The organism is Cryobacterium glaciale, assembly GCF_004402535.1.
Taxonomy (GTDB): Bacteria; Actinomycetota; Actinomycetes; order Actinomycetales; family Microbacteriaceae; genus Cryobacterium; species Cryobacterium glaciale.
Genome location: NZ_SOEY01000023.1, coordinates 75,939 through 98,690, shown reverse-complemented (window position 1 = coordinate 98,690; position 22,752 = coordinate 75,939). Strand labels below are relative to the sequence as shown.

Here is a 22,752-nt window from a genome sequence, read left to right as displayed (position 1 = left end):
TCGCAGTCATACCAAGGCCTCAGGAGAGCTCGATAAGGCGCTCCGAAAAAGACCGGCAGATAAAACAGGAAAGCAAAACAGCGGACAATATTTGACAACTATAGGAGCATCACCCAAGGGGACCGTACCTCCCGCGTCCAACAGGAACGCTGTTGTCAAGGACATCGGACGCCACAGCAACGAATAATGACAAATAGAAGATTGATGCCCCCGCTGGATGGTAAAGCGTTCCATTGGCAAAGATGGAATTTATCATCATCAGGAGGAATGCCAGGAAAACGACAAGGTAAACTTTCTGATGGGTGCGAGAGTAACTGCGCTTAAGTGCAGTCCCAATCATGACGAGTATATAAAATTGAATGCCCCCCGCTAACGGGCCGAACACTGTTAGCTGTTCAGCAAATTGATTGTGAGCCATGGGCGCAAGAACATCACTCGACGGAACAAGGGCTGTATTACCCATTCCGTATCCAGCGCCAGTTATATAGACAAGGGGACTGTGAATCTCTCTTAGGGCATCAAAATTTGCCTTTGGCAACGTGATTATTCTCTCCCATGCACCATCAAGCACATTCGTGTCATTGTTTACCACGGTAGAGTCCCTCGCTAGACCTCCGAAGCTCTGCAGGGAGGTCGCAACACGACCGTCTAATCCAGGCACGAACAAAGCGCCGATGGCAACTAGCAGAGCTAAGGTTACACCTCCGATCGCCAATTTCGAGATCGAGCGACGATTGAGAAGAGCCATGATCACTACACCAATGGCAACGTTTACGATCGCGGATTTATTGAGCGAGACGATGGCCGAAATTATCATCAACGGTAGAAAGAGCAAGCGCAGCTTCAGGCTCAAGCACTGTGAAAGCACTATATAAATTCCCACCATAACTCCGATGGTTGGCAGGCTACCCAACAAACTAGCGTACCGCACATAGCCGCCCCGCTCGGAGATTTCAGCGAACCAAGATATTGGACCTGTAAAAAACTGCAGTGGTAACGACACGCTTGCAAGTGCAAAGAATCCTGCAAATGTAATAAGATGCTTTCGCAAATCAGCAAGATTGTCGGTAAACACTACAAGTGCCATGAAGATCGGAGCGGCAAACAGGAAGCGCACTAAGCCTTGCACCGCGCCAGAGGGCGAGATGAGGAGGAGCGATGTTACAAAGGCAAAGAACGCGGTTGCTATCCAGAGATAAAAAGCGACTCCCCGCCCTGAAAGAAGTTGGCTCTTCCCGCTCAGAATATACTGAACCCAAACGTAGGCCACCGTGAGTAGATAAAGTGCCAAATAGAGAACCAACGAGACATTTCGCAGGAGATGCAAATTAACGACGAGAAACACCATCGCGAACTTTACCTGATTGCTCGGCACCAACGCGCGGAGTGGGGGAAACACTTTCAGAGATTTACTCGAACGAGTGCCGGTTATCACAGCCTACCGCCCGGTCATTGACTGCAAGCTGGGTGACCAACAAGGTGAGGATTTTATAGAAAAACGGGCAATAGAGCCAATGAGTCTGATCGGTTCGTCGCAGGAAGCGTATTAACAAATGCACAAGACCAAATCCGACCATGGCTTTAAGCAGCGAGTGAATCACCCGAGCTGAAATTGTCTCCGCCGCCTTCGGCTCAGTCCATTGAAAAGTTCTTACGGAGAACATCTCCGGTACCAGTTTGGCAAGGTGAGTAGCTCCATAAAACGTCGCGACGTATATCTTTCTTGCGAAGACTCCAACGTCGCCAGCTACTTCACAATGCACAGCCATGGGCAAAGGCGAGTAAATATTTGTTATTCCGTTCCTCGCACAGCGAAACCCAAACTCGATATCTTCGCCACCATACTCCACAAAAGACTCATCGAAGCCGCGAATCTCGTTAAAAAGCGGCGCTGGGATGGAAAGGTTCATAGTTACAACGTGGTTTGAAGCAATGGAAATGCGACGTGTGTAACCCGTGTCTTCGCTCATGTGCCTTGAGTTTTTATATTTATAGTAGTTTGTATTCGCTATCCATTGCGCGGGGAATTTAATCTGCCCTGAAACGACAATGCGAGAGCGATCATGTGCCTCTACATGCGCCGTGACCAATGTGTTCGGCACCCGAAGATCATCATCTAAAAAGATTAAAAGTGATCCTGTTGCCTCGCGAGCGCCCGCGTTTCGCTTCGTTGCAATCACATTCGACGTCAGGAGGCGGCGAACGTTTAAGCCTTCAAAAGCGTGCTGCGCAAGGAGATCCGAAATGTCGTCCCCTTCTACGGAATCCACGACGATAACTTCGAGATCGCTTTTTCCAAGGTTCTGGAATCGCAAATCTTGCAGGAGTGCATCAAGCCCTAGTCGCCGGTTGTGTGTTGGGATAATTAAAGATACGATCATTTTTCTGCTCCACACTCTGGGGTCGACGTCACGCGCGAGAAACGCACGAATGAAATAATATTTCGTTTATGTCTTAGACTGCATGCTGATATCACTGCCACCAAAATGCTTGCGGCACCCTGAAAACTTGCGGCACCCATGAGTCCATATGTAAGTGTTATCCACAAACCAATCGACGCCCATGCCGCTGCAACTCCTACGTTCAGAATTAGTGACACACCCTCCAGATCACACAGAAACATTAGTGCGTTGACGGGCCCCGCGTAGCTGACGACAAGTGCCGCAACGGCCATAACTACAACTGGTGCAGCGACAGGCGAGAAGCCACCACCGTACACGTACGTGACGAGTGGGTGTGCCGCAAAAACCAGTATTAGCGTAGGCAGGCTTGAAAGTGCAAAAGCCTGTCTGGCCGCACGAATGCACATATTATTCAAGTGCTGAATCGCGCCGTGATGATAATCGCGCCCAATCGCGGGCGTTAAGTATGAAGCTTGGATTGCTGGAATTAGGGTGATAAACCCCACGAGTCGCATAGCCACGACGAAATATGATACATCCGTCAGCGTACCTACTGCCGAGAGCAAGAAGACCGGAAACCAATTGAGAAGAAAAATCAGTAAAGATGAGCTTGTGATATTCGTAAGTGGAGCTTTCCAGATGGAAAAGAACTTTTGAAGACCAATAAAGCTGAAGTCTCCTGCATTCTTATCTGTTGTCGAGAGTGCGCGATATGCAACAGGTGCTGACCACATCAGCGTCAACCAGGAGGCGAGTGCCACGCATCCCATAGCGGTGATTACGCTTGATGTGCCTAGCAGGGCGACAGGAGTCAGAAGCAAAACTGATAAGGTTGCAATCGATCCAAGTTCGGCCATAGTCCCCACAGCTAACATCTGGCGGCCACGCATGATGGTGCCGAATAGAACGACAAGGGCCTGCGGCACGATAGCGGAAGCAGTGACGAAATACACGGCCATGTTGCCTCCCGTGTCGGGCCGCAAAATTAATATCACACCCAAACTGCAGCCTACGACCGCCAAGCTGCAAAGAACTACTAATGCGGCTAGGTGGAACAGATCGCGTCCAACGCGGCTCGACGCTCCACCAAGAATTTTCAAGGCAGCATTGTCGGTGCCATACCGGGCGACGGTGTTCAGTGCACCGAGTACCGCCATGAGGAGAAAGAACTTGCCTGACTCTTCAGGCCCAAGTACTCGCGCTACCAGAACTGACAGAACGAGGCTAGCGAAGATAGCCCCGGCTCTAGAGATGACTGCCTTCACAGCGGCTCCCGAATAAACCTCCGCCCGTATCCTCATCTTGAGGAACCGCTGCGAATACTGGAACGCACGAGGTGGCCGTGTGCGGTCACCTCGGTCGGGGTCCCCCGGAAGGCGGCCCGAACGAACAAGATAGTGATTATAAGTATAGATGACCCCTGTGCCGCCGCTAATAATGACCCAGCAACACGAATCGCCAGAGCAAAGCTCGCAAGGATTAAAATCAATAGAGCGATAACGCTAGCTGCCTTCACCTTTCTGCGGGAAGATAAAGAAAAACGAATCAAGCTACCGGCACCCTTCGAATTCCGCTCCTGACGTTATGCAACTTTGCGGTTGACTGAATAAAACTCACTACTCGACGGGATGCGTCATCTATGAGGTACTCTGTCGGCACGGAAGCAGGCCCATCCTGCTCAAACTGCCGAAGAGTAGTCGCCACTGCCCCGAGAACATTTTCTGCCTCGACGCCCGATGTAATCGTCGCCCCACTATCGAGAGCCTCCGGCCGCTCGATTGCGTCACGAAGAGACACACCAGGGAATCCGAGTATCGATGACTCCTCACTGATAGTTCCACTATCAGAGAGCACAAGTTTGGACGCTTGCTGGAGCCGAACATAATCGTGGAAGCCGAACGGTGCGTGGAACACGAGTTTACTTTTCAGCGCTTCGGACTGCCCCTCCAACTGCTTGCGCGTCCGGGGATGGGTCGACACGAGCACCGGCAGTTCGTACGCAGCCGCGAGTTGGCCGAGAGAATCTAATATCTCCTCCAGACGCGCACGGTTATCCACGTTCTCCTCACGGTGCAGACTCACCAAGAAGTAGCCATGTTTAGTGAGCTTCTGCTGTTGCAAGATCGTGCTCGCAGCGATCGCCGCCTCATTACTCTTTAGCACCTCGCGCATTGGGGAGCCGGTAAGAACGATACGGGATGGATGGATCCCTTCGGCCAGGAGATTCCGTCGTGCATGCTCCGTGTAGACAAGGTTGTAATCAGCGACGTGATCTACGAGGCGACGGTTCGTCTCCTCAGGAACGTTTTCATCGAATGACCGATTGCCTGCTTCCATATGGTAAACGGGTATTTTCATACGCTTCGCCATTACTGCGGAGATGCAACTATTCGTGTCGCCCAGCACGACCACTGCGTCGGGGCGCTCCGCGACAAGGACCTCCTCCACTTTGATGAGAATCGAGCCCAAAACGGCCCCGAGAGAAGAGGTCTCGGCGTTCAAGAAGTGGTCCGGCCTACGGAGTCCGAGATCTTCGAAGAAGATCTCGTTGAGTTCGTAGTCGTAATTTTGGCCGGTATGCACCAGGACATGGTCGGTGTACTTGTCTAAACGTTTGATCGTGGCGGCCAATCGAATGATTTCAGGGCGTGTCCCGACAACCGTAAGGACTTTCAATCGGGAATTCATAGTTCAACTGCCTCTGAAATCGTATCTGGCGCTTGGGAATCAAAAATGTCGTTCGACCAAAACGACGTACACAACTCACCAGGTCCTGTGTTTGTAATCTTGTGAGCCCACATTGTTGGCATGTCGACTGCCACTGGCTCAGCACCAGTGACTCGAAACTTAACGATTTTATCGCTAAAGAGACGCCTCAAACTTATCGTTGCATCACCGGATAGCACTGTAAAACGCTCAATTTTTCGACGATGAAAATGATCACCGCGGCTCACACCCGCTGCAGTCGTAGAGAAAGATGATTGGCTAATGCCACCGTGAGAGCGAAGGATCTCGAAGAACGATCCGCGAGCATCTGCATGCTGAGTCAATAGTATTGGCGTATCCCCTGGAAACGTGAACGACCGATAAGTGTTAAAGAGATTGCGTTCAAAGTTTGAGCTAACGTCGGGAATTTCACCCTGCGTGTAGATCCGTGAGATCTCCTGCAGGCGATAGAGGAGTTCGCTAACGGTCAGGTCGACGGTGAGCCGTTCAAGGGTTTCGATGGGAGCGCAACCAAGGAGCAAATCAGCCGCATCCTGGGCGTGGAGCAGAGTGAGTTGGGATTCGTTTTCGATCGTGGGTCGCTCGCCCCGGGCCAGCAGATGACAAAAAGTCGCCGTTACGGCATTGTAGAACGGTCGCCCATGCTCGCCAAAAAGATTCGGCAGTATGACATCTTGAAATTTGACACCGACAGATTCTGCGGCCGCTCCCAGAATTTCGGCTGACTTCGACTTTGCTAAGCCGTAAACGCTCTTGTCCAACGACTGGACAGAATTGGCCATAACGATGATTCTGGGCGGGACCTTGCATTGCCGGATAGCTTCAGCCAGCTGTCGAGCGAACAGCACGTTGCCTTCAGCCACCTCGGACTCGGAACCGCGGTTTACGCCGGCCAAGTGGACCAGTCGGTCCATCCCCTCCAGTGACGCCGGTGATCGCCAAGAATTATAGGCGTCCCCAAGAGGGATGGCTACGGCCTCGACGCTCTGTTCTTTTAAAGCAGACCGCACGTGAAAGCCGAGAAAGCCATTTGCCCCTGTCAGCACAACCTTTTCTGCAGCCATTAGCGGGTACTCATGGCGGCGAGTCCTGCCATACGCAGTTCAGCTCGCACTTCGGGGAGGGTGAGGAGGAGGTCCTCAACTTCCGCAAGGGTCATTCGATCAACGGTATGCGAGTCGTAGTCTGAATATTGGACCTGCCCTACGTTGCCCTGTTCGACATACAAGCTGTAGTTCAAATCTCTGTTGTCAGCTTGGATACGGAAGTAGTCCCCCATGTCTTGAGCACGCGAGAGCTCTTCCCGACTAGCCAGAGCTTCGGACCGTTTCTCTGCGTGCCGAGTTCCGATAACTTCAACCTTGGCCGACGATTGGAAGAGTGAAATCACGGCCGTGGCGAGATCTCCTACAGTGCACGCCCTCGCCTTGCGAATAAATAGATCGCCCTGCTGGGCATTGTGGAAAGCATATTCCACGAGATCGACGGAGTCTGCGAGGGACATCATAAATCTGGTCATGTCTGGATTAGTCACCGTGAGATTATTTCCAGTTTTGAGCTGTCGAATGAACAAGGGAATAACCGACCCGCGCGAGTACATCACGTTTCCGTATCGAACGCACGAAACAGTCGTGACGGCGTCGGGATTGTTGAGGCCGTGTGACTGGGCGACTTTCTCCATCATCGCCTTGCTCATACCCATAGCGTTGACCGGGTAGACGGCCTTGTCGGTGCTGAGACACACGACAGATTTCACACCGGCGTGATCAGCGGCACGCACGACATTTTCGCTGCCAACCACGTTGGTCTTGACGGCTTCCATTGGGAAGAATTCGCATGAAGGAACCTGCTTTAGCGCAGCCGCGTGGAAGACAAAGTCGATGCCGCGCATGGCTCGCTCGACGCTCTGAAAATCGCGGATATCTCCCACGTAGAACCGCAAGCGCTTGTCGGCAATCTCGTGACGCATCAAATCCTGCTTAGCTTCATCGCGGCTGAGTATCCGAACCTGTTCTACACCCCTCGCCAGCAGTTTCTCCGCCACGGCGTGGCCGAAGGAACCGGTTCCGCCTGTGACTAAGATGCGTTTGCCTTCATAGCTCGCTGACATTAGTGCCCTTCTTGTTCGGGAGCTTTGACTGAGCCAAATCTCCACAATTCTGTTGTCGTGTTCTTCACTCGGACTGCGCGTTGCGGGGCCCAGCTCTATACGCGGGAAAATATCCGTCTGACGGAGTCCCCCCGGAACCTGCCGCAGCGGACATTTCCAAGTAAACGCGCGGTCGCAATACTCGAGAGCCCACGCTGAAGGGTCGGGCGCCATTCGGAGCGAAAGCGCGCTTGTACCGGAAGATGCCATCGTTGGGTGCGTACCCGCCGCCAAGCACAAAGCGTCTCTTCCCTTGGGCGATTGCCCATAGCATTGCCCGATGCTTCAGCAAGTCGTTCGGACGCAGATCGAAGTATTCACTGTCCGTGCCTCCCAGGAAGGAGTACGTACTGTCGATCGATACGAGCACGAGTTCAGTGGAAATCACCTTTCCGCCGTGCAATGCATGGAAGTAGACGTATTGGCCCGACAAGCCCTGGTGAATCGCGTTGAAGAACTCGCGGGGAAAGTAATACCCCGTTCCTGCGTCGCGGCGGTCCATGGTTCTCTCGTAAATTTCGAAGAACTCCTCGAAGCGAACCCCTTCCTCGTCAACCTCTACGACTACACCGGACCGCTCAGCCTTCTTCACGTTCTTGCGCACTTTGTGGTCGAAGTCCATCCACAAGACCTCTGCGGGCATTTCGAGATCTCGCACGACATTGTCCTGCTTGAACTCGATGGTTCCCGGATAGGACAACATACTCTCCGGCTCCAAGCTAAATCGAATGAATTCAGACACGACTTGCCGTGTGCTTGCCCATTGCGTGAAAGTAGTCCAGAACTGATCCGTGAGATTTTCCACAGCTGGCCCCCAGCAAAACGCCCCTCCATATCCATAAGGCGTCACGATATCGGTCGCCCCATGAGCCACCGCATGCGCATACGGTTTATGCGAGAGCGATCTCAGGAGGAAGGGAAACAGAATTGTCCCCTCGGGAGCGCTGAGGGTTGCACACAAGGCGGCTGAGCGCTTATCAACAAACAGGCGCGAATACGCGGGATGCGCCTGAACTTCTCTCTGGGCCCATTGGCCCCACAGCCTCGCCCATTCGTAAGCATCTTCATCGACAGAAGCGTCTAGGACGCGGAAAGTTGACACAGCCGGAACCGGCTTTCCAGAGGATTGAATCATTTTGCCAGCTTCTCCAGTACTCGACTCACGTCAGCGCGCAATCGAATTGATATTTCTATTGCCGGTTCATGGCCACGCTCTTTGTCAGCCTGCGTGCGGACGACAATCTCGTCAAAATCCTGAGCGCCAAGGAAATCCGCGAAATCTGGCGTGGCGAGAATTGCCATTCGCCCGACTCTCGTTCCAATCCGAGTATCGCCTGAATAGATCTGCGAGAAGCCCTTCCTGTCCGGGCGGACACGTATGTCAGGATGAGACGTGGCAATGCCAGGGGTTCCGAGGGATGACCAGCGTGCACGATGAAGTTCCTCGAAGCCCAACCGTTGGTACCAGGATCGCGCGGTCATATTTGACTCAAGTACATCAAGCTCGATCGTAGGACATAACGTATCGCCCATGAGCAGAGTTTCGTGCAACAACTTAGTTCCGGCCCCCAGCTGCCTATCTGCGGACGCAATAAAGATGTTGTTGACAAACAGCACTTCGTCAACTTTGCGTAGATGACAGAAACCCCTCACCCCACTCGCGTCGCTCGGCCGCGTGAACAGATGCGTCGGATCTGTCAACACCGAAAGCAGATATGCCGGAAAATTCTCGTCGTCGTAAATGAGAAACTGCGAGATACGCGACAATCGCGCTAGCTCAACGTGCTGACGCTGGAGTTCAAGACAATCTTCCGGTGAGGCCGTCCAGCGAGTAGCACTACACGTGGCGTTCGACATCAAGATCCCTCATTCCCCCGCTGAGTACATTCACTCGGACCCCGGAGCCTGTCGCAACAGATTTCGCGGTTTCGAGGAGAATGCGAGCGTCCAAAGCCAGCGATATCTGCTCCACATACTCAACGTCGTGGGCTAGTCTGCAATCCCATTCGAGGTCGTTCCGGCCCCTGACCTGCGCCAACCCAGTTATCCCTGGACGCACGGTGTGACGGACACGCTCGTCCGCGCTGTAGTAGGGAAGGTAGCGGACAAGGAGGGGCCTCGGGCCGATGAAACTCATCTCACCTCGAAGGATGTTAATGAGCTGGGGGATTTCGTCAAGAGACGTCCGGCGCACAACGCCACCTAGCGCTGAAATGCGTTCGGCATCCGGCAGTAACTCGTCGTCTTCGTTCCTTGCATCCCTCATAGTCTTGAATTTGATGATTCGGAAGGGACGTTCTCTAAGACCAAGACGTTCTTGATAAAAGAATGGAGTGCCGCGATTCGAGATCGTCAGCACAAGGGCAAGAATCACGACAAGTGGAAACGAAATAATACAAAGTACGGTCGACCCTGCAACATCCAGAACTCGTTTCAAACTTCGGTAACCGATCACTTCCGTGTCACCCGTACAGATGACGCGGCCCCAGCTAGTATGGATGACTTCGAAATTGCTGAGACTGAGGGAGTGAGTTGGTGAGTGAAAGAACTAAACGCCACGTTTTGGCCACCGTTGAACCGCTCCGCGCGCATTTGCTGCACCTACAAGTATGCGTTCGATTGCATCAACCCCGGCGTCCGATGTCATATTCGCTTGGTAATACTGACGCGCCCTTCTCCCCATCGATTTGCGCTCTTTGCTTGTCATCGCAAATGCAGCACGAAACGCCCGTGCGAGAGAGCCCACATCTTCGGGCTCGGCGGTAAGACCGATTCCGTTGGCCTGAACGAGAGATGCAACATCACCGGGGACTGTTGTAATCACCGGCACACCGTGGGACAGACTAGCTTGGAGCTTGGACGGGATTGTCCCTCGAAAGATTTTTAGATTCTTTAGCGATATAATCTGGAAATCCGACTCCATGTACACCGAACGCATGTCAGACGGGGCAATGCGGTCGCGGAAAACTACTGATTTCGCCCCCAACCGCTCGGCGAGCTTCTTCAGCTCGTCTGATGCTGCACCCGAGCCGATCAGGACTAGACGGAAACCCACAAGATCTTCAACCTGATGCGCGGCTTGGATAACAGTGGCAAGGTCCTGTAAGTGACCTATGTTGCCCGCGTACGTAACCGTTAGTCCAGCGTCTGTTTCAGATGGCGTTGCCGTCGTATCGCCGGCGTCAGCCCCGTCATCGTTCCAGTTATAAACGATGTGCAATTTGTCGACCGGAACTCCTCGCGCGTGGAGCATCGCGCCCATCGTCGGTGCAATGGCGACTGTTGCCGACGCAGCCTGGTACGTGAGAAGCAGCCAGGGCGTGAGAATCGCTTCCACGACACGCTTCGCCAATCTACCTTTGAGTATGGACGACCCTGTGATGGACTCAGGCCACAAGTCTTGGACATGCAAAACGAACGGTATTCGTCGGCTACGACTCCACACCAACGGCGCTATCGCCGCGGTCATCTGCGTTGCGTAGACATAGACCACGTCGGCATCCGCGATGTACCGACCCGCACTGAACGAGCTTAGAGCGAAACTGAGATAGCTCGCAATTCTGCCGAACGGATTTTGAGAGTGACTGACAACGATGGGAACGCGTCGTACGTCCACGCCGCCATCCCGCTCACGATGGCAAAGACGCTGGCGGTAGCCGGGGTAGAGGCGCCCACTCGGAAAATTCGGGTACCCGGTTATGACGCGGACTGCGTGCCCGCGCTTTGTTAGACCCGCCGCAAGTGAGTTTGTGATCGTGGCGTTCTCGGGTCTGTAGTACTGACTAACTATTGCTATCTTCATGACACCCGTGAGCCAAAGGTTGAAATCCGTCCGACGACTTGGTCGATCTGAGTAGTCGACAGTGCCGATCCGCTCGGAAGAGTGAGCCCTCTGCGGAAGAGACGTTCAGCGTTCCCATTCAGTCTTGCGCGCGCACCGGCGAAGGCCGGCTGAAGGTGCATGGGCTTCCACAACGGACGACTTTCGATGTTACCGAGCAGGAGATGCGCGCTGAGCTCGTCGGCCGTCCAGCCGGAGACCGCCGAATCCACCACGATTGACGTCAACCAAAAGTTGTCATTCTCATCGTTCTCACCACCGAAGATCTCGACTCCGGGAACGGCTGCGAAAAGGTCGCGGTAGGTCTCACGCATTGCACGCCGGCGAGCGATCATTCCGTCGAGGCGAGTGAGCTGGGCCCGACCGAGTGCGGCGAGCAGGTTGCTCAAGCGGTAGTTGTAGCCGATGTCGGTGTGCTCATAGTGCTTAACAGGCTGACGGGCCTGGGTGGCGAGGTACCGGGTGTGGGTCGCGAGATCCGCATCATCCGTTAAGAGCATGCCACCCCCGGACGTGGTCATGATCTTGTTGCCGTTGAACGAGAGGATGGAAGCCCGGCCGAAGGAGCCGGCTGCCTGGCCGTGGTGGGTCGCGCCGAGTGACTCGGCGGCATCCGCTAGCACCGGTATGCCGTATCCGTCGGCGATGGCGCAGATGGCCGTGTAATTGACCGCCTTGCCGAGCAGGTCGACGGGCACGATAGCCGCGACCTTCTCGCCAGCACGGTAGAGCTGCTCGAGCGCCTCACGCAGCAGCACTGGATCCATGTTGCCGGTGACCAGTTCGCAGTCGATGAAGTACGGCTCGGCACCGGTGTAGACGATGGCGTTCGCGGTGGCGGCGAAGGTCATGGTTGGGGTGACCACGATGTCGCCGGGGCCCACGCCGAGCCCAAGCAGGCCGAGGTGCAGCGCGGCGGTTCCCGAGCTGAGGGCCACGGCATGCGTGACGCCGACCCGCGCGGCCATCTCGGCTTCGAAGGCGTCGACGTCGGGGCCGAGCGGGGCTATCCAGCCGGAGCGCATGGCGGCCAGGACGTATCGTTCTTCGAGTTCTCCGACGTCGGGCGACGACATGTAGATGCGCTTATTCATGGCTGACGCTCTCTCGTTGTCGCTGGGCGGGAGCGGGGTGTGCGTAATTGCGGTGCCAGACCTGTTCGTCGAGGCGGGCGGGGGCGATGGGCGCCACCTTGCTGTGCGAGATCTTGGGGTGCAGCGGCCGTTCGTCTCTCTCGCCCAAACCCACGAGTTCTTCGTGCAGCTTCTCGCCCGGGCGCAGGCCGGTGTAGACGATCTCGATGGCCTTGCCCGACTGAGCGATCATGCGCTGGGCGATGTCGAGGATGCGCACCGGCTCCCCCATGTCGAGAATGAGCACCTCGCCGGGGCTGCCGATGCCGCCGGCCTGCACGACGAGCTGGCAGGCCTCGGGGATAGTCATGAAGAACCGGGTGACATCAGGGTGGGTGATCGTGAGCGGGCCGCCGGCCTCGATGAGCGCGGTGAAGGTAGGCAGCATGGAACCGCGGCTGCCGATGACGTTGCCGAAGCGCACCGAGATGTAGTCGTGCCCGGTCTGCTCTGCCGCATAGGCGGTGAGCTGTTCCCCGGCGCGTTTGGAGTGCCCGAGCACGCTCGTGGGGTTGGCCGCCTTGTCTGTCGAGATGTTGACGAAGGTCTTCACTCCTACGCTCTGCGCGGCTTCGAGCACGTTGCGAGTGCCGAGCACGTTGGTCTTCCACGCTTCGTCGGGGTACTGCTCGAGCATGGGCAGGTGTTTCAACGCGGCGGCGTGAAAGACCACGTCGGGGCGGCGTTCGGTGAAGATCTGGGTGAGCGCTTCGAGGTCGCGAATGTCGGCGAGCACCACGTCTTTGGTGTCGAGCAGGCCGTGACCGAGGATGGAGATCTGCGTGGTCTGCAGGCCGGTCTCGTCACGATCGAGCATGATCAGTTCGCTGGGACCGAACGTGTGAATCTGACGGCAGAGCTCGGAGCCGATCGACCCGCCGGCACCGGTGACCAGCACCCGCTTACCCTCGATGTAGCCGGCAATAGAGGCCATCTCGGTATCAACCGGCTGGCGGCCGATGAGGTCTTCGAGCGACAGGTCGCGCAGGTCGTTGAGGCGCACCTTGCCCTTGAGCACCTCGTCGAGGGTGGGGAACACTTTCACCCGCAGGCCGGCGGCATCCGCTTTGTCGGAGATGTCGCGGAGCAGCGCGGCGTCGACCCGGGCGATGGCGACGATGAGCACGGTGGCCTGAGTGGCCTTGGCGACCTTGACGAGGTCGTCGCCGGTGCCGAGCACGCGCACTCCGTGCAGCCAGGCGTGGCTGTTGTCGGGGTCGTCGTCGATGAGGCCGACCGCCCGGAAGGAGGACTGGGCGTCGGTTTTCATGCGGCGCACGATGGAAGAGCCGAGGTAGCCGGCGCCGTAGATGAGCGTGTTGCGGGCGTCGTGGGCGGGCGTGATGGACCGCTCGACGAGGAGGCGCTTGTAGTAGCGCACGCCGCCCATATAGATGAAGGCCATGGGCAGGGCGATGATGACGGTGCTGCGCGGGATGTCGAGGGCGCCACCGAATGCGATGACGGGAACGCCGAGGATGAGCGCGATGACCAGGACCGACCAGAGCAGGGAGCGCACCTCGGCGAAGCTGCCGTAGGGGTGTCGCCCGCGGTAGAGGTGGTAAAGCGAGCCGATTATCAGTTGCAGAATGACGGCGGCGGCGCAGAGCAGGAGCAGCGGGGGCCAGCTGATGAGGTCCACGTGGAACTCGTAGCGGAACGCCTGCGCGAGGAGCAGGGCGGCGACCCAGGATGCGGCGTCGAAGCCGAACTGGGCGCCGAAACGAACCAGGGGTACGGATTTGTGCAGGTCTCTGAGGGCGCTCGTGGCGACCTGGTTTACTGACACCTTTACTCCCCCAGAGTAACGATCGCTGGGCCTTTGGGCTTGTGATCTTCGTAGACCTGAAGTCTACCCGCTTGGGGGAAGTGGGTGTTTGGGGGGTAGCGGTTTGGAACGCGTGCTGAAAGCGAGCAGTTCGAGCACGTGAGCATCACTCGAGAGTGTGGCCGTAGCGCTGAGGTGAAGCGCGGCGAGTTGCGAGGCGCGAGCTTTGCGAGCGATCGAGATCCCTCGGCGGGGAGCGGGCTTCACGAAGGATGTGCCCTAAATGGGTACAACCCGAATGGCCACAAGCGGTCGCATTCTGGATAGGATCAAATCTCGGCGCTTGCCGCACAATTTTCTCAAGCGAAGCGGTGAACGGCCTTCCGGCCCGGCCCCGCCGCACGCTTTGGGGTAGGGGTTGACTATGTCGGGTATCTCAGGCTTGCGCGTGCGTGGATTGCGGTGCGTGGCGGCATCCGCTGTGGGGGTATTGGTAGTTGCTGCCAGTGCGGTGCTCAGTGCCGCGCCGGCGCAGGCCGCAACGGTCGACTACCTCGCTGCCGACGGCATCACCTATGCGCTCAACAGCGAAACGCACACGGCGTCGACCAAAGGCACCTATCCGACCTATGCGGGATCTCCGACCGTGGTGATTCCGGCTACGGTAACCGCCGACGACGTCACCTACACCGTTACGCAGATCGGACCCTCGACGTTCTCGACAGCCAATGTGACCAGCGTGGTGATTGCCAACACCATCGTGGAGATCGGCTCCAACGCGTTCTACGGCACAACGCTGGGAGCCGTGACCATACCGAATTCGGTGGTTACCCTCGCCACCGGCGCCTTTGACCGGGCGGGCGTCACATCGGTCTCGTTTGGGGATTCCATCCAAACCATCGGGTCGCAGGCTTTCTATGGCAACTCGCTGACGTCCATCGATCTGCCCGACACGCTCACCAGCCTTGCCATGCACTCCTTCAGCGGGAATAACCTCACCTCCGTAGTCATTCCGGCGGCCGTGACGACCATGGACCGCGCGGTCTTCTACGCCAACCCGTCGCTCGCCTCGGTGATCTTCAGGGGCGCCGCTCCCACGACGTTCACGAGTACCAGTGAGTGGATGCCATCGCTCGGCTCCAACTCCAATCTGACGGTCTATTACGCGCCGGAATTCGGCGCACCCGGCGGGTTCACGTCCCCCACCTGGAAGGGCTACGCCAGCTCGACCAACCCGATCGTGACCTTCGCACTGAACGGGTACGGGCAGGCGGTCGCCGCGCAGATGCCGGTCAGGGGCGAGACCGTCACGGCTCCGACCGACCCCACCGATTCCATTCGTGCCTTCGGCGGCTGGTTCAGCGACGCCACATTGCAGGTGCCCTACAACTTTGCTGACGCCGTGAACGGCAACCTCACCCTGTATGCGCAGTGGTACCTGGATGCCGCGTTCACTGCCGCCACTCCCCCGGCGGCTGTCGCGGGCACTCCGTATTCTTATTCGTTCCTAGCCTCCGGCTCTGCCGAACCGACGTTTGCGGTGACCAGCGGGCAGCTGCCCGCCGGCCTCGATCTGTCGACCGACGGCGTGCTGTCGGGAACGCCGACCGTTGCCGGGTCGTCGACCTTCGCGGTAACCGCCAGCAACCACATGTCGGTTGCGGCGCAGGTGCAACTCACGGTTGCCGCCGGGGCCCTGGCCGAGATCGTGATGACTCAGCCCGTGTCGGGGGAGTTTTTGGCCGTGGCCGGTGAAGCAATCACCTTCGCTGCGTCGGCAACGGACGCGTCGGGGAACGCGGTGACCGCACCGCTGACCTATTCAACTTCTCTCGTGGGATCGGCGTTTGCGGATGTGATCGACGGCGCTACGATCACGTTCTATACCGCAGGCGTGCGCACGGTGACGGTGACCGGCGCGTCGGTCACCACGTCGTTTGACGTCGACGTGTCGGCGGCGTCACCCGCCGTGCTGTCGCTCTCGTCGTCTTCGATGTCGGCAATCGTTGGCGACACTGTCACCCTTTTCCTTGACGGAACGGATGCCTACGGCAACGCCACTAAAGATCTCGCGTCGCAGGCCGTGTTCACGAGCGACTGGGCCTCAGACATGGTCGATGGCGCCACCGTGCGGTTCACCCACGCATCGGTGCATACGATCACGGGCATGATCGGCAGGCTGACCTCGACCGTGGCGATTCAGTTGTCGGACCCGGTGGGGGTCGCAGCAGCGCTGGCGGCTTCGGAGCGGGCGGCGCTGGCGACTGCAGCGCAGGCGGCAGAGGCAGCCGCTTTGGCGAAGGCCGGGGTAAACCCAATGGCGGGGATGCTGGCGGGCGGCGTGTTACTGCTGGCAGGCCTGGTCCTCTGGGTTCGACGCCGCGTTCTCGCGTAAATAGAGCGGGCAGCGACGGGTCTCGATCGCTCGTTCCTCGCGCCTCGACCGGCGGGGTCAGCGAGCGTTGCGGCATCCGTTTCGCGTTAAACGATTAGGTATATCGAGAATCACGGTTTGGTGGGCCGGATCGGTGAATCCCTGTTGCCTGCATACGTCTATGGTTCGAGTAGGGGCTTGACGCGGCGATCTGCTGTGGCCGTTCCACACCACTTAATTTTTTGACCTCGAACGAAACTGGACACTGAATCGTCATGATCTTTTTCAAAGCACGGGTTCTGCTCTGGCCTCTCCTACTGATCACCGTGCTGGTTGTCGCGGGAATGGGCGCCTCTTTTGCATTCGGTGGACTGAACGCTCTCGCTCTCACCTCGATGTTCAGCAGCAGCTCGACCGAACGCGATTCGCAGGTGGTTCAGTCCGTCACGCGCGTACAAGAGGTCAGCTTGCTCAGCCTGCATATCGAAGGTATCGATACGAAGAAGGCCAATGGAAAGATTCTTGGAGCGGTCATACCCGAGAGCGAGAAAACGACGATTCTCCAGTACGCGTTCGACGCAAAACTAGGCATTGATGGGTCACAGGTGAAGATCGAATCCACCGGCCCCGAGTCGTTTCGCGTGAGTATCCCTGAATTCATCGGCATCGGCTTTGACGATGTCGTGTTTGAAGACGCCCTCGAGAGCAACAAGGCCCTGGGCTGGCTGGCACCGGCGGCCGTGCAAACTGAAATGATCAGCAGCATTCTCAGCGACGAGAACAAGCAGAAGTACATCGACCAAAACGAGGCAGGACTGCGGGCGCAGGCCGAGGCGTTCTACTCGGGGATCATCGGGAGTGTCGCTCCTGAGGTCAGTATCGAGTTTGAGTTCGCGGGGTAGGTGACTGCAGCATTGGGCCCGTGGGCGGGGATTCGCAGACAGGTCGCGTTGGTCGTATGGCGGTTTCGGCGAGTTCGACCAGCGGGTCTTGTGGGAGAGGGCCTGCGGGGTGGATCGGGGCCGAGAGGGTGGGCGCGGCATGCGCTGTTGTGCGGGAGACCGCGGGCCGGGGACGGTAATCACCCGGGCACCCCCACTTGGGCCGGGGGCTTGGTCGGGTTAGGACCGGCCGATATCGTGAAGTGACGGCGTATGCCGTAGTTTTTTGGGGCGCACGACCGTGGTTGGTCGGCTCGCTGGGTGAGTGCACAATTATCGGGGGTAACAGTGACCGTTTTGGTTTCGCAAACGCGACGTGGTTTTTCGCGGGTGGTGGCGGCATCCGTTGCCGGGGTTTTGGTGGCGGGGTCGATTGCGCTGGCAGCCATGCCAGCCCACGCCATCGTTCCGAACTTCGTGGCAGATAACGGCATCACGTATTTACTGGGCGATGTGGCAGGCGAGGTCACGGTCGTTGGCTACAATCAATCCTCGCCGAAGGTCGTGATTCCTGCGGACGTCACGTTTGACGCGAAGACCTACCTGGTCACGGCGATCGGCAACGAAGCCTTCTGGGAAGACGGCCTTACTGAGGTCGTCATCGGCGCGAACGTGACAGCCATCGGCAATGGGGCTTTCGCATCCAATTTACTTAAGATTGTTGATATTCCAGCGTCAGTTTCAACCATTGGCGCTTACGCCTTTAGCAACAACTATCTCGCGACCGTTTCGCTGCACGACGGGCTCACCGAAATTAATGACGAAGCCTTCCTGGACAACGAGCTAGTTCTCATTGACGTGCCAGCCACCGTCACTCGGATCGGTGCAGAGGCGTTCGGTATGAACGCTTTAACGTCGGTCACCCTGCACGAAGGACTCACCTCTATTCAGAACTATGCCTTCTGGGAGAACCCGTTGACAACCCTTACGGTGCCAGCATCGGTAAAGACCCTTGGACGCGACCTCTTCTACATGAACGACGGTTCGCTCCGGGTGCTCACGTCGGTAACCTTTGTCGGCGCGGCGCCGACCGTGGTCGCCGCCGGCGGCAGCGACTCATCGCTGGGAAATGTCGCCGGGCTGACGGTGCACTACCTCGCTGAGTTCGAAGTTGACGGCGGATTCACCCCCGGCACCTGGCAGGGCTACAACAGCGTGGTCGACACGATCGTCTCGTTCAATATGGGCGGCCACGGATCCGTTGACGCGCAGCGGTTGGTGCCGGAGGCCCTAGCCGTGGCGCCGTTGCTGACCGCCGAGGGGTGGGTGTTCGGCGGTTGGTTCAGCGACGCTGCGCTGACGGCAAAGTTCAATTTTGCTGTTGCGCCTACCGCTGACGTGACCGTGTTTGCCAAGTGGACCGCGGCCGTTGCTGCCACGCCGAGCCTGGTGCTGGATCTCGGTCTGGCCGTGGGTGACGCGGTCGCTGGTAAGACCGTGACCGTGTCGGGTGCCGGGCTGAAGCCTTCGACGGCCTACGACGTGGTCGTGCGCTCGACGCCGGCCACGATCGCGTTCGGGTCAGCGGATGCCAGCGGAACGTTCGCGGGATCCGGAGTCATCCCCGCCGGGCTGGCTGCCGGCGCACACACCGTCACGCTCAGCGGAACCGCCGCTGACGGAACGGCCGTCACGCGCGTCGCATACTTCAGCATCAATACTGCCGGAGTCGTGACGTACCTCTCTTATAGCGAGGCGCAGGCCGTATTGGCTGCGACCGGATTCGACCCGGCACCGCTCGGGTTCGCCGCACTGCTGTTGCTGTTGGCCGGGGGCGCGATTGTCGCGGGCCGACGTCGGAGTGTCGCGTAGCGACATGCGCTGGTAGTGGCTTGGGCGGTCTTCACCCTGGGTGGCGGCCGCTCTGTCGTCGTGAAAGGGTTGGCGGTGGATGCGTGTGGTCACGGGGTCTCGACGTGCCGGCGAAAGGCATGCCGGCTCCTTGACCGTGCCGCCCGCACGGGGGCATCCGCTTTCAGAGGATGTTGAGCGGAGGGGTCCACTCGCTGCGAAGCTTCACTTCCAGGTCATGAGCTGCGGGTCCAGTGGCGCACTCCCGCCAGCCGAGCTCGCAGGCGGTCAGCCACTCGTTGACGAGTGTGATCTCGGCATCGGTCATGACGCTGGGTCGCTGCCTGGCGTAGGCGCGGGTAACACCGAGTTGGGCGACAGCAACGCTCGCGCGAAGGGTGCTGCGGCTCAGATCGGTGCCGATCGCGAGGTGCGCACGGAGGCGCCCTCGGAGCCCCTGCACGCCTTTGGCCTCTCCGACATACACCGGTTCGCCGTCACGGAACCAGATGTACACACCCGGACTGGTGGGGATGTCTCGGGGCTGAAGTGAACGCGGTCGATACTTGGCGACAGCGACTGCTTGGGACCAGTGCCTACCGTGAATGCTCATGCGTCATTGTTGCAGGCGGAGGTGGGGTGGGGCTGGCGGCTGGTCTCGATCGCTCGTTCCTCGCGCCTCGACCGGCGGGGTCTCGTTCCTCGCGCCTCGACCGGCGGGGTCAGCGAGCGCTGCGGCATCCGTTTCGCGTTGAACGAATAGGCATATCGAGAATCACGGTATGGTGGGCCAAACTCACCAAACTCACCAGACTCACCAGACTCACCAGACTCACCAGACTCACATAGGGACAGTCACTCACAATACACACACACACTCACAAAGGATGCGTGCCATGGACAACCCGTTCCGGCCTTCAGCTGGTGCTACGCCGCCGCAGATACTCGGCCGGGCAGGCCTGCTCGACGAGTTCGACTATGGCCTCACTCTTGGATCAGGTGCGCCTGGACTCCTGACTATCTTTACCGGCGCCCGCGGCATCGGCAAGACCGTCATGCTCGGCGCGGCGCACGATCTGGCTCGGTCGCATGGTTGGGCCGTCATCTCGGAGACGGCGACCGATGGATTCATGGGCCGGATCGGTGAATCGATGCGTCAGCTTGCCGACGAGCTCGGTACCGGACCACAAGTGCGCCGCATTACCGCGATCGCCGCTGCCGGCTTCAGCGTCACCACGCAACTCCCCCCAGAACGCCAGGTCGCATGGCGAAGTATCGGCGAGACCCTGCTCCGTCTCCTCGACGCGCGCGATACCGGACTCATCATCACTGTGGACGAGATCCACGCAGCGGACCGCAGCGAACTCGCGCAGTTGGCCGCAAACATCCAACATTTCATCCAAGACCAGCTCCCCATCGGGCTGGTCTTTGCGGGCTTGCCCTCCGCTGTGTCAGACCTGCTAAACGAAGGAGTGGCAACTTTTCTTCGCCGTGCCGACAAGATCGACTTACATGCGGCAGCGGTGCGGGACGTGGAGGCATCTTTCGCCGAAACGTTCACCGCCGCCGGATTCCAGGTCACACCTGACCTGGTCCGTCAGTCCGCGGGGGCGACCGGCGGGTATCCCTTTCTTATTCAACTCGTCGGGTATTTTCTATGGCGGGAGGCTGAAGTCAACGACGGCATACTCTCGGCCCGCGCTGTTGAGCGGGCCATTGAAGCCGCCCACCGTCGCAACGCCCGCACCGTCATCGAAGCAGCCCTATCCACGATCTCACCCAAGGACCTGGATTTTCTGCGGGCGATGGCGCAGGATGACGGACCGACTGCCGCCGGGGACATCGGGCTGCGTCTCGGGGCAAAAACAAATCTGGTCGCCAATTATCGCGTACGCCTCCTGGCCGCCGGGCTCATTGAACCAGCCGGGCACGGCAAAGTCACCTTCGCCATTCCCGGCCTGCGCCGATATCTTCTGTCCCGGCCGAGCTAAGTCGATGCCGAGTGCCGCGTGCGAAGTTGGGGGCTCGATCGCTCGTTCCTCGCGCCTCGACCAGCGGGATGCTGTCGGCGGGCGCGAGCGCTCAGTTTGGATTTATCGGGTGGCGGAGATGGCTGGGCTCCGCACACACCTCACGCTGGACGATGGCGGTCTCGACAGGATCGACCGGCGGGATGGGTGGTTTTCGCGGACAGGTCGCGTTGGACGATGGCGGTCTCGGCGGGCTCGACCAGCGGAGGGGCAAGAAACTCTGTTGGAGTCGCGGCCGCGTCGGCGGCACCGGCATCCGCTCGCCGAGCCGTGAGTTTCGGGCCATTTTTCGCAAATTTCGGGCCGAGACTCACGGGTCGGCGACTGAAACTCACAGGTCGGATGCTGGGGGTCTCGCTCGCTCGTGCCTCGACCGGCGATGGGGTGTCGGCAGGTCTCGATCGCTCGTGCCTCGCGCCTCGACCGGCGGGCGGGGTGGCTCGCGCCTCGACCAGCGCGGGCACCTCGCGCCTCGACCGGCGGGGGGCTCGGGACAGACTCAGGCGCCTACCTCGACGAGGGCGATCACGTGGTTTCCGTTTGTGTCTACGTAGCGGCTCGTGACGTCGAACTGTGTGCCGCGATCCGAAAGAATCTCCTGCTCGGTATGGGCGTGGCCTGACCAGGCCGATACGTCTTTACCGGTGCGGGATGTGATGTGAAAAATCACGTTTCCTTCAAATGGAACCGCGCGGTCCATGCTGGTGAACCCATGATGGTAAAGCCGCGCTCCCGGCTGATAGCGCGCGAGCTGCTGCGCGTCGAGCGTGGCTCCGCGCACGTACTCGCCGGGGGCGTTGGGAAGTTTAGCCAGCGCCGCGCTCACTGCGACGACCCGCGCTGCCACCTGCGCGCTCACGATGTCGTTGCGTTGCAGCAGACCGTTCATGCGAATGTAGCCCGGGCCCGTGAAGTCGGTCAGCGCTGCGATATCGTCGGCGCTCAGTTGGGCCGGCGCTGCTGCGCCCGATTGTGCAGGGTCGAGCCAAACGGCGCCGCCGCGCCACTTTTCGTTCTCGACCGTGCGGGAAGCAGACGTAGAAGCCGGCACCGAGCCAGAGCCCACACCGGTGGCCGCCGCATACTGTCGCGTCACGAGCTCAACCTTCGCCAACTGCTGCGATGCCTGGCGGCAGGCCGTAGCGGCAGACGACAGCAGCACGGCCGCATGGTGGCCCTGACCCGACGAGCCGGCCACGCGGGCGGCACGCAGGGTCGACTCTTTGAGTTCCTCCGATTTCGACCACAACTGGGTGGCCCAGTGCATGGCATTGGAACCGATCGATGTGACCGTGACACCGATCTGCTGCAGGTCGCTCACTGCACGCCTACAGCGAGGCGGCGAAGCTGGTGGCAGCCGCCGACGCCTGCTGCAGCGCGGCGATGGCTTCGTCAACCTGCTTCTCGGCCGCCTGCAGCGTTTGAATCATGTCTTTGTCTACGTTCTGTGCCGAACCGCCGATCGCGGCCTGAACCTGGTTGATGGCCTGCGAGAACTTACCCTTAAAGCCGGCGAGTCCTTGCGCAGTGGTCCTGGCATCATTGCCGATCGACGCCATCTGCTGCTTCACCGCGGTGAGTTGTGACATTGTGTCT

The 22,752-nt window shown here is 58.6% G+C and carries 19 protein-coding genes; 4 read left to right on the top strand and 15 right to left on the bottom strand.

The features are described from left to right. Positions 1-109: 109 nt before the first annotated feature. The 12 genes from E3O06_RS11600 to E3O06_RS11545 form a co-directional block, all read right to left on the bottom strand. Positions 110-1,348, bottom strand: a complete 1,239-nt coding sequence (locus tag E3O06_RS11600; RefSeq protein WP_134503548.1) for a hypothetical protein — start codon at positions 1,346-1,348, stop codon at positions 110-112. A 61-nt stretch (positions 1,349-1,409) separates the two neighbouring features. Further along, positions 1,410-2,381 (bottom strand): glycosyltransferase family 2 protein, encoded by a 972-nt coding sequence (locus tag E3O06_RS11595; RefSeq protein ID WP_134503547.1) that lies wholly within the window; start codon positions 2,379-2,381, stop codon positions 1,410-1,412. Continuing rightward, on the bottom strand, positions 2,378-3,667 hold the full coding sequence (locus tag E3O06_RS11590; protein ID WP_166788200.1) for a lipopolysaccharide biosynthesis protein: 1,290 nt from the start codon (positions 3,665-3,667) through the stop codon (positions 2,378-2,380). The genes E3O06_RS11595 and E3O06_RS11590 overlap by 4 nt, the downstream gene beginning before the upstream one ends. Positions 3,668-3,947: 280 nt before the next feature. Then, positions 3,948-5,090: a non-hydrolyzing UDP-N-acetylglucosamine 2-epimerase gene (wecB, locus tag E3O06_RS11585; protein WP_134503545.1), complete on the bottom strand. Its 1,143-nt coding sequence runs from the start codon at positions 5,088-5,090 to the stop codon at positions 3,948-3,950. Then, complete coding sequence (locus tag E3O06_RS11580) at positions 5,087-6,193, bottom strand: polysaccharide biosynthesis C-terminal domain-containing protein (RefSeq protein WP_134503544.1); 1,107 nt, start codon at positions 6,191-6,193, stop codon at positions 5,087-5,089. Before E3O06_RS11580 ends, wecB begins: the two co-directional genes overlap by 4 nt. Next, entirely contained in the window at positions 6,193-7,239 is a 1,047-nt protein-coding gene (locus tag E3O06_RS11575) for an SDR family NAD(P)-dependent oxidoreductase (RefSeq protein WP_134503543.1), read from the bottom strand. The genes E3O06_RS11580 and E3O06_RS11575 overlap by 1 nt, the downstream gene beginning before the upstream one ends. Before the next feature lie 64 nt (positions 7,240-7,303). After that, on the bottom strand, positions 7,304-8,413 hold the full coding sequence (locus tag E3O06_RS11570) for a GNAT family N-acetyltransferase (RefSeq protein ID WP_134503542.1): 1,110 nt from the start codon (positions 8,411-8,413) through the stop codon (positions 7,304-7,306). After that, a complete protein-coding gene (locus E3O06_RS11565) occupies positions 8,410-9,135 on the bottom strand; it encodes a GNAT family N-acetyltransferase (RefSeq protein ID WP_134503541.1) in 726 nt (241 codons plus the stop codon). Before E3O06_RS11565 ends, E3O06_RS11570 begins: the two co-directional genes overlap by 4 nt. After that, complete coding sequence (locus tag E3O06_RS11560) at positions 9,116-9,733, bottom strand: sugar transferase (RefSeq protein ID WP_255453624.1); 618 nt, start codon at positions 9,731-9,733, stop codon at positions 9,116-9,118. Before E3O06_RS11560 ends, E3O06_RS11565 begins: the two co-directional genes overlap by 20 nt. 93 nt (positions 9,734-9,826) lie before the next feature. Further along, positions 9,827-11,080: a glycosyltransferase family 4 protein gene (locus E3O06_RS11555; protein WP_134503540.1), complete on the bottom strand. Its 1,254-nt coding sequence runs from the start codon at positions 11,078-11,080 to the stop codon at positions 9,827-9,829. Continuing rightward, positions 11,077-12,213: a DegT/DnrJ/EryC1/StrS family aminotransferase gene (locus tag E3O06_RS11550; protein ID WP_134503539.1), complete on the bottom strand. Its 1,137-nt coding sequence runs from the start codon at positions 12,211-12,213 to the stop codon at positions 11,077-11,079. Before E3O06_RS11550 ends, E3O06_RS11555 begins: the two co-directional genes overlap by 4 nt. Further along, positions 12,206-14,041, bottom strand: a complete 1,836-nt coding sequence (locus tag E3O06_RS11545; protein ID WP_241980116.1) for a polysaccharide biosynthesis protein — start codon at positions 14,039-14,041, stop codon at positions 12,206-12,208. Before E3O06_RS11545 ends, E3O06_RS11550 begins: the two co-directional genes overlap by 8 nt. A 403-nt stretch (positions 14,042-14,444) precedes the next feature. On the opposite strand from E3O06_RS11545, the gene E3O06_RS11540 reads away from it, so the two are divergent. From E3O06_RS11540 to E3O06_RS11530, 3 genes are all read left to right on the top strand, one after another. Then, positions 14,445-16,415: a leucine-rich repeat protein gene (locus tag E3O06_RS11540; RefSeq protein WP_134503538.1), complete on the top strand. Its 1,971-nt coding sequence runs from the start codon at positions 14,445-14,447 to the stop codon at positions 16,413-16,415. Positions 16,416-16,669: 254 nt separating this feature from the next. After that, positions 16,670-17,296 carry a hypothetical protein gene (locus E3O06_RS11535; RefSeq protein ID WP_134503537.1) on the top strand — a complete coding sequence of 209 codons (627 nt, stop codon included), beginning with the start codon at positions 16,670-16,672 and terminating at the stop codon, positions 17,294-17,296. Between the two features lie 327 nt (positions 17,297-17,623). Beyond that, positions 17,624-19,147: a leucine-rich repeat protein gene (locus E3O06_RS11530; RefSeq protein ID WP_134503536.1), complete on the top strand. Its 1,524-nt coding sequence runs from the start codon at positions 17,624-17,626 to the stop codon at positions 19,145-19,147. Positions 19,148-19,310: 163 nt separating this feature from the next. Here E3O06_RS11530 and E3O06_RS11525 read toward each other — a convergent pair whose 3' ends face one another. Further along, positions 19,311-19,643, bottom strand: coding sequence for a GIY-YIG nuclease family protein (locus E3O06_RS11525; protein WP_134503535.1), 333 nt, complete (start codon positions 19,641-19,643; stop codon positions 19,311-19,313). A gap of 379 nt (positions 19,644-20,022) precedes the next feature. Between E3O06_RS11525 and E3O06_RS11520 the strand changes: the two genes are divergently transcribed. Continuing rightward, positions 20,023-21,117, top strand: a complete 1,095-nt coding sequence (locus E3O06_RS11520; RefSeq protein WP_134503534.1) for an ATP-binding protein — start codon at positions 20,023-20,025, stop codon at positions 21,115-21,117. Between the two features lie 538 nt (positions 21,118-21,655). On the opposite strand, the gene E3O06_RS11515 is transcribed toward E3O06_RS11520, so the two are convergent. Next, positions 21,656-22,477, bottom strand: coding sequence for a hypothetical protein (locus tag E3O06_RS11515; protein WP_134503533.1), 822 nt, complete (start codon positions 22,475-22,477; stop codon positions 21,656-21,658). 7 nt (positions 22,478-22,484) lie between these two features. Continuing rightward, the gene (locus E3O06_RS11510; protein WP_134503532.1) at positions 22,485-22,745 is read right to left on the bottom strand and encodes a hypothetical protein; all 261 of its coding nucleotides are present in this window, start codon (positions 22,743-22,745) and stop codon (positions 22,485-22,487) included. Between the last annotated feature and the right edge of the window lie 7 nt (positions 22,746-22,752).

Coding starts and splice junctions, on each gene's coding strand:
- E3O06_RS11540 (WP_134503538.1), top strand. CDS start 14,445: ATGTCGGGTATCTCAGGCTTGCGCGTGCGTGGATTGCGGTGCGTGGCG.
- E3O06_RS11535 (WP_134503537.1), top strand. CDS start 16,670: ATGATCTTTTTCAAAGCACGGGTTCTGCTCTGGCCTCTCCTACTGATC.
- E3O06_RS11595 (WP_134503547.1), bottom strand. CDS start 2,381: ATGATCGTATCTTTAATTATCCCAACACACAACCGGCGACTAGGGCTT.
- E3O06_RS11510 (WP_134503532.1), bottom strand. CDS start 22,745: ATGTCACAACTCACCGCGGTGAAGCAGCAGATGGCGTCGATCGGCAAT.
- E3O06_RS11565 (WP_134503541.1), bottom strand. CDS start 9,135: ATGTCGAACGCCACGTGTAGTGCTACTCGCTGGACGGCCTCACCGGAA.
- wecB (WP_134503545.1), bottom strand. CDS start 5,090: ATGAATTCCCGATTGAAAGTCCTTACGGTTGTCGGGACACGCCCTGAA.
- E3O06_RS11575 (WP_134503543.1), bottom strand. CDS start 7,239: ATGTCAGCGAGCTATGAAGGCAAACGCATCTTAGTCACAGGCGGAACC.
- E3O06_RS11580 (WP_134503544.1), bottom strand. CDS start 6,193: ATGGCTGCAGAAAAGGTTGTGCTGACAGGGGCAAATGGCTTTCTCGGC.
- E3O06_RS11600 (WP_134503548.1), bottom strand. CDS start 1,348: ATGGTGTTTCTCGTCGTTAATTTGCATCTCCTGCGAAATGTCTCGTTG.
- E3O06_RS11520 (WP_134503534.1), top strand. CDS start 20,023: ATGGACAACCCGTTCCGGCCTTCAGCTGGTGCTACGCCGCCGCAGATA.
- E3O06_RS11570 (WP_134503542.1), bottom strand. CDS start 8,413: ATGATTCAATCCTCTGGAAAGCCGGTTCCGGCTGTGTCAACTTTCCGC.
- E3O06_RS11555 (WP_134503540.1), bottom strand. CDS start 11,080: ATGAAGATAGCAATAGTTAGTCAGTACTACAGACCCGAGAACGCCACG.
- E3O06_RS11550 (WP_134503539.1), bottom strand. CDS start 12,213: ATGAATAAGCGCATCTACATGTCGTCGCCCGACGTCGGAGAACTCGAA.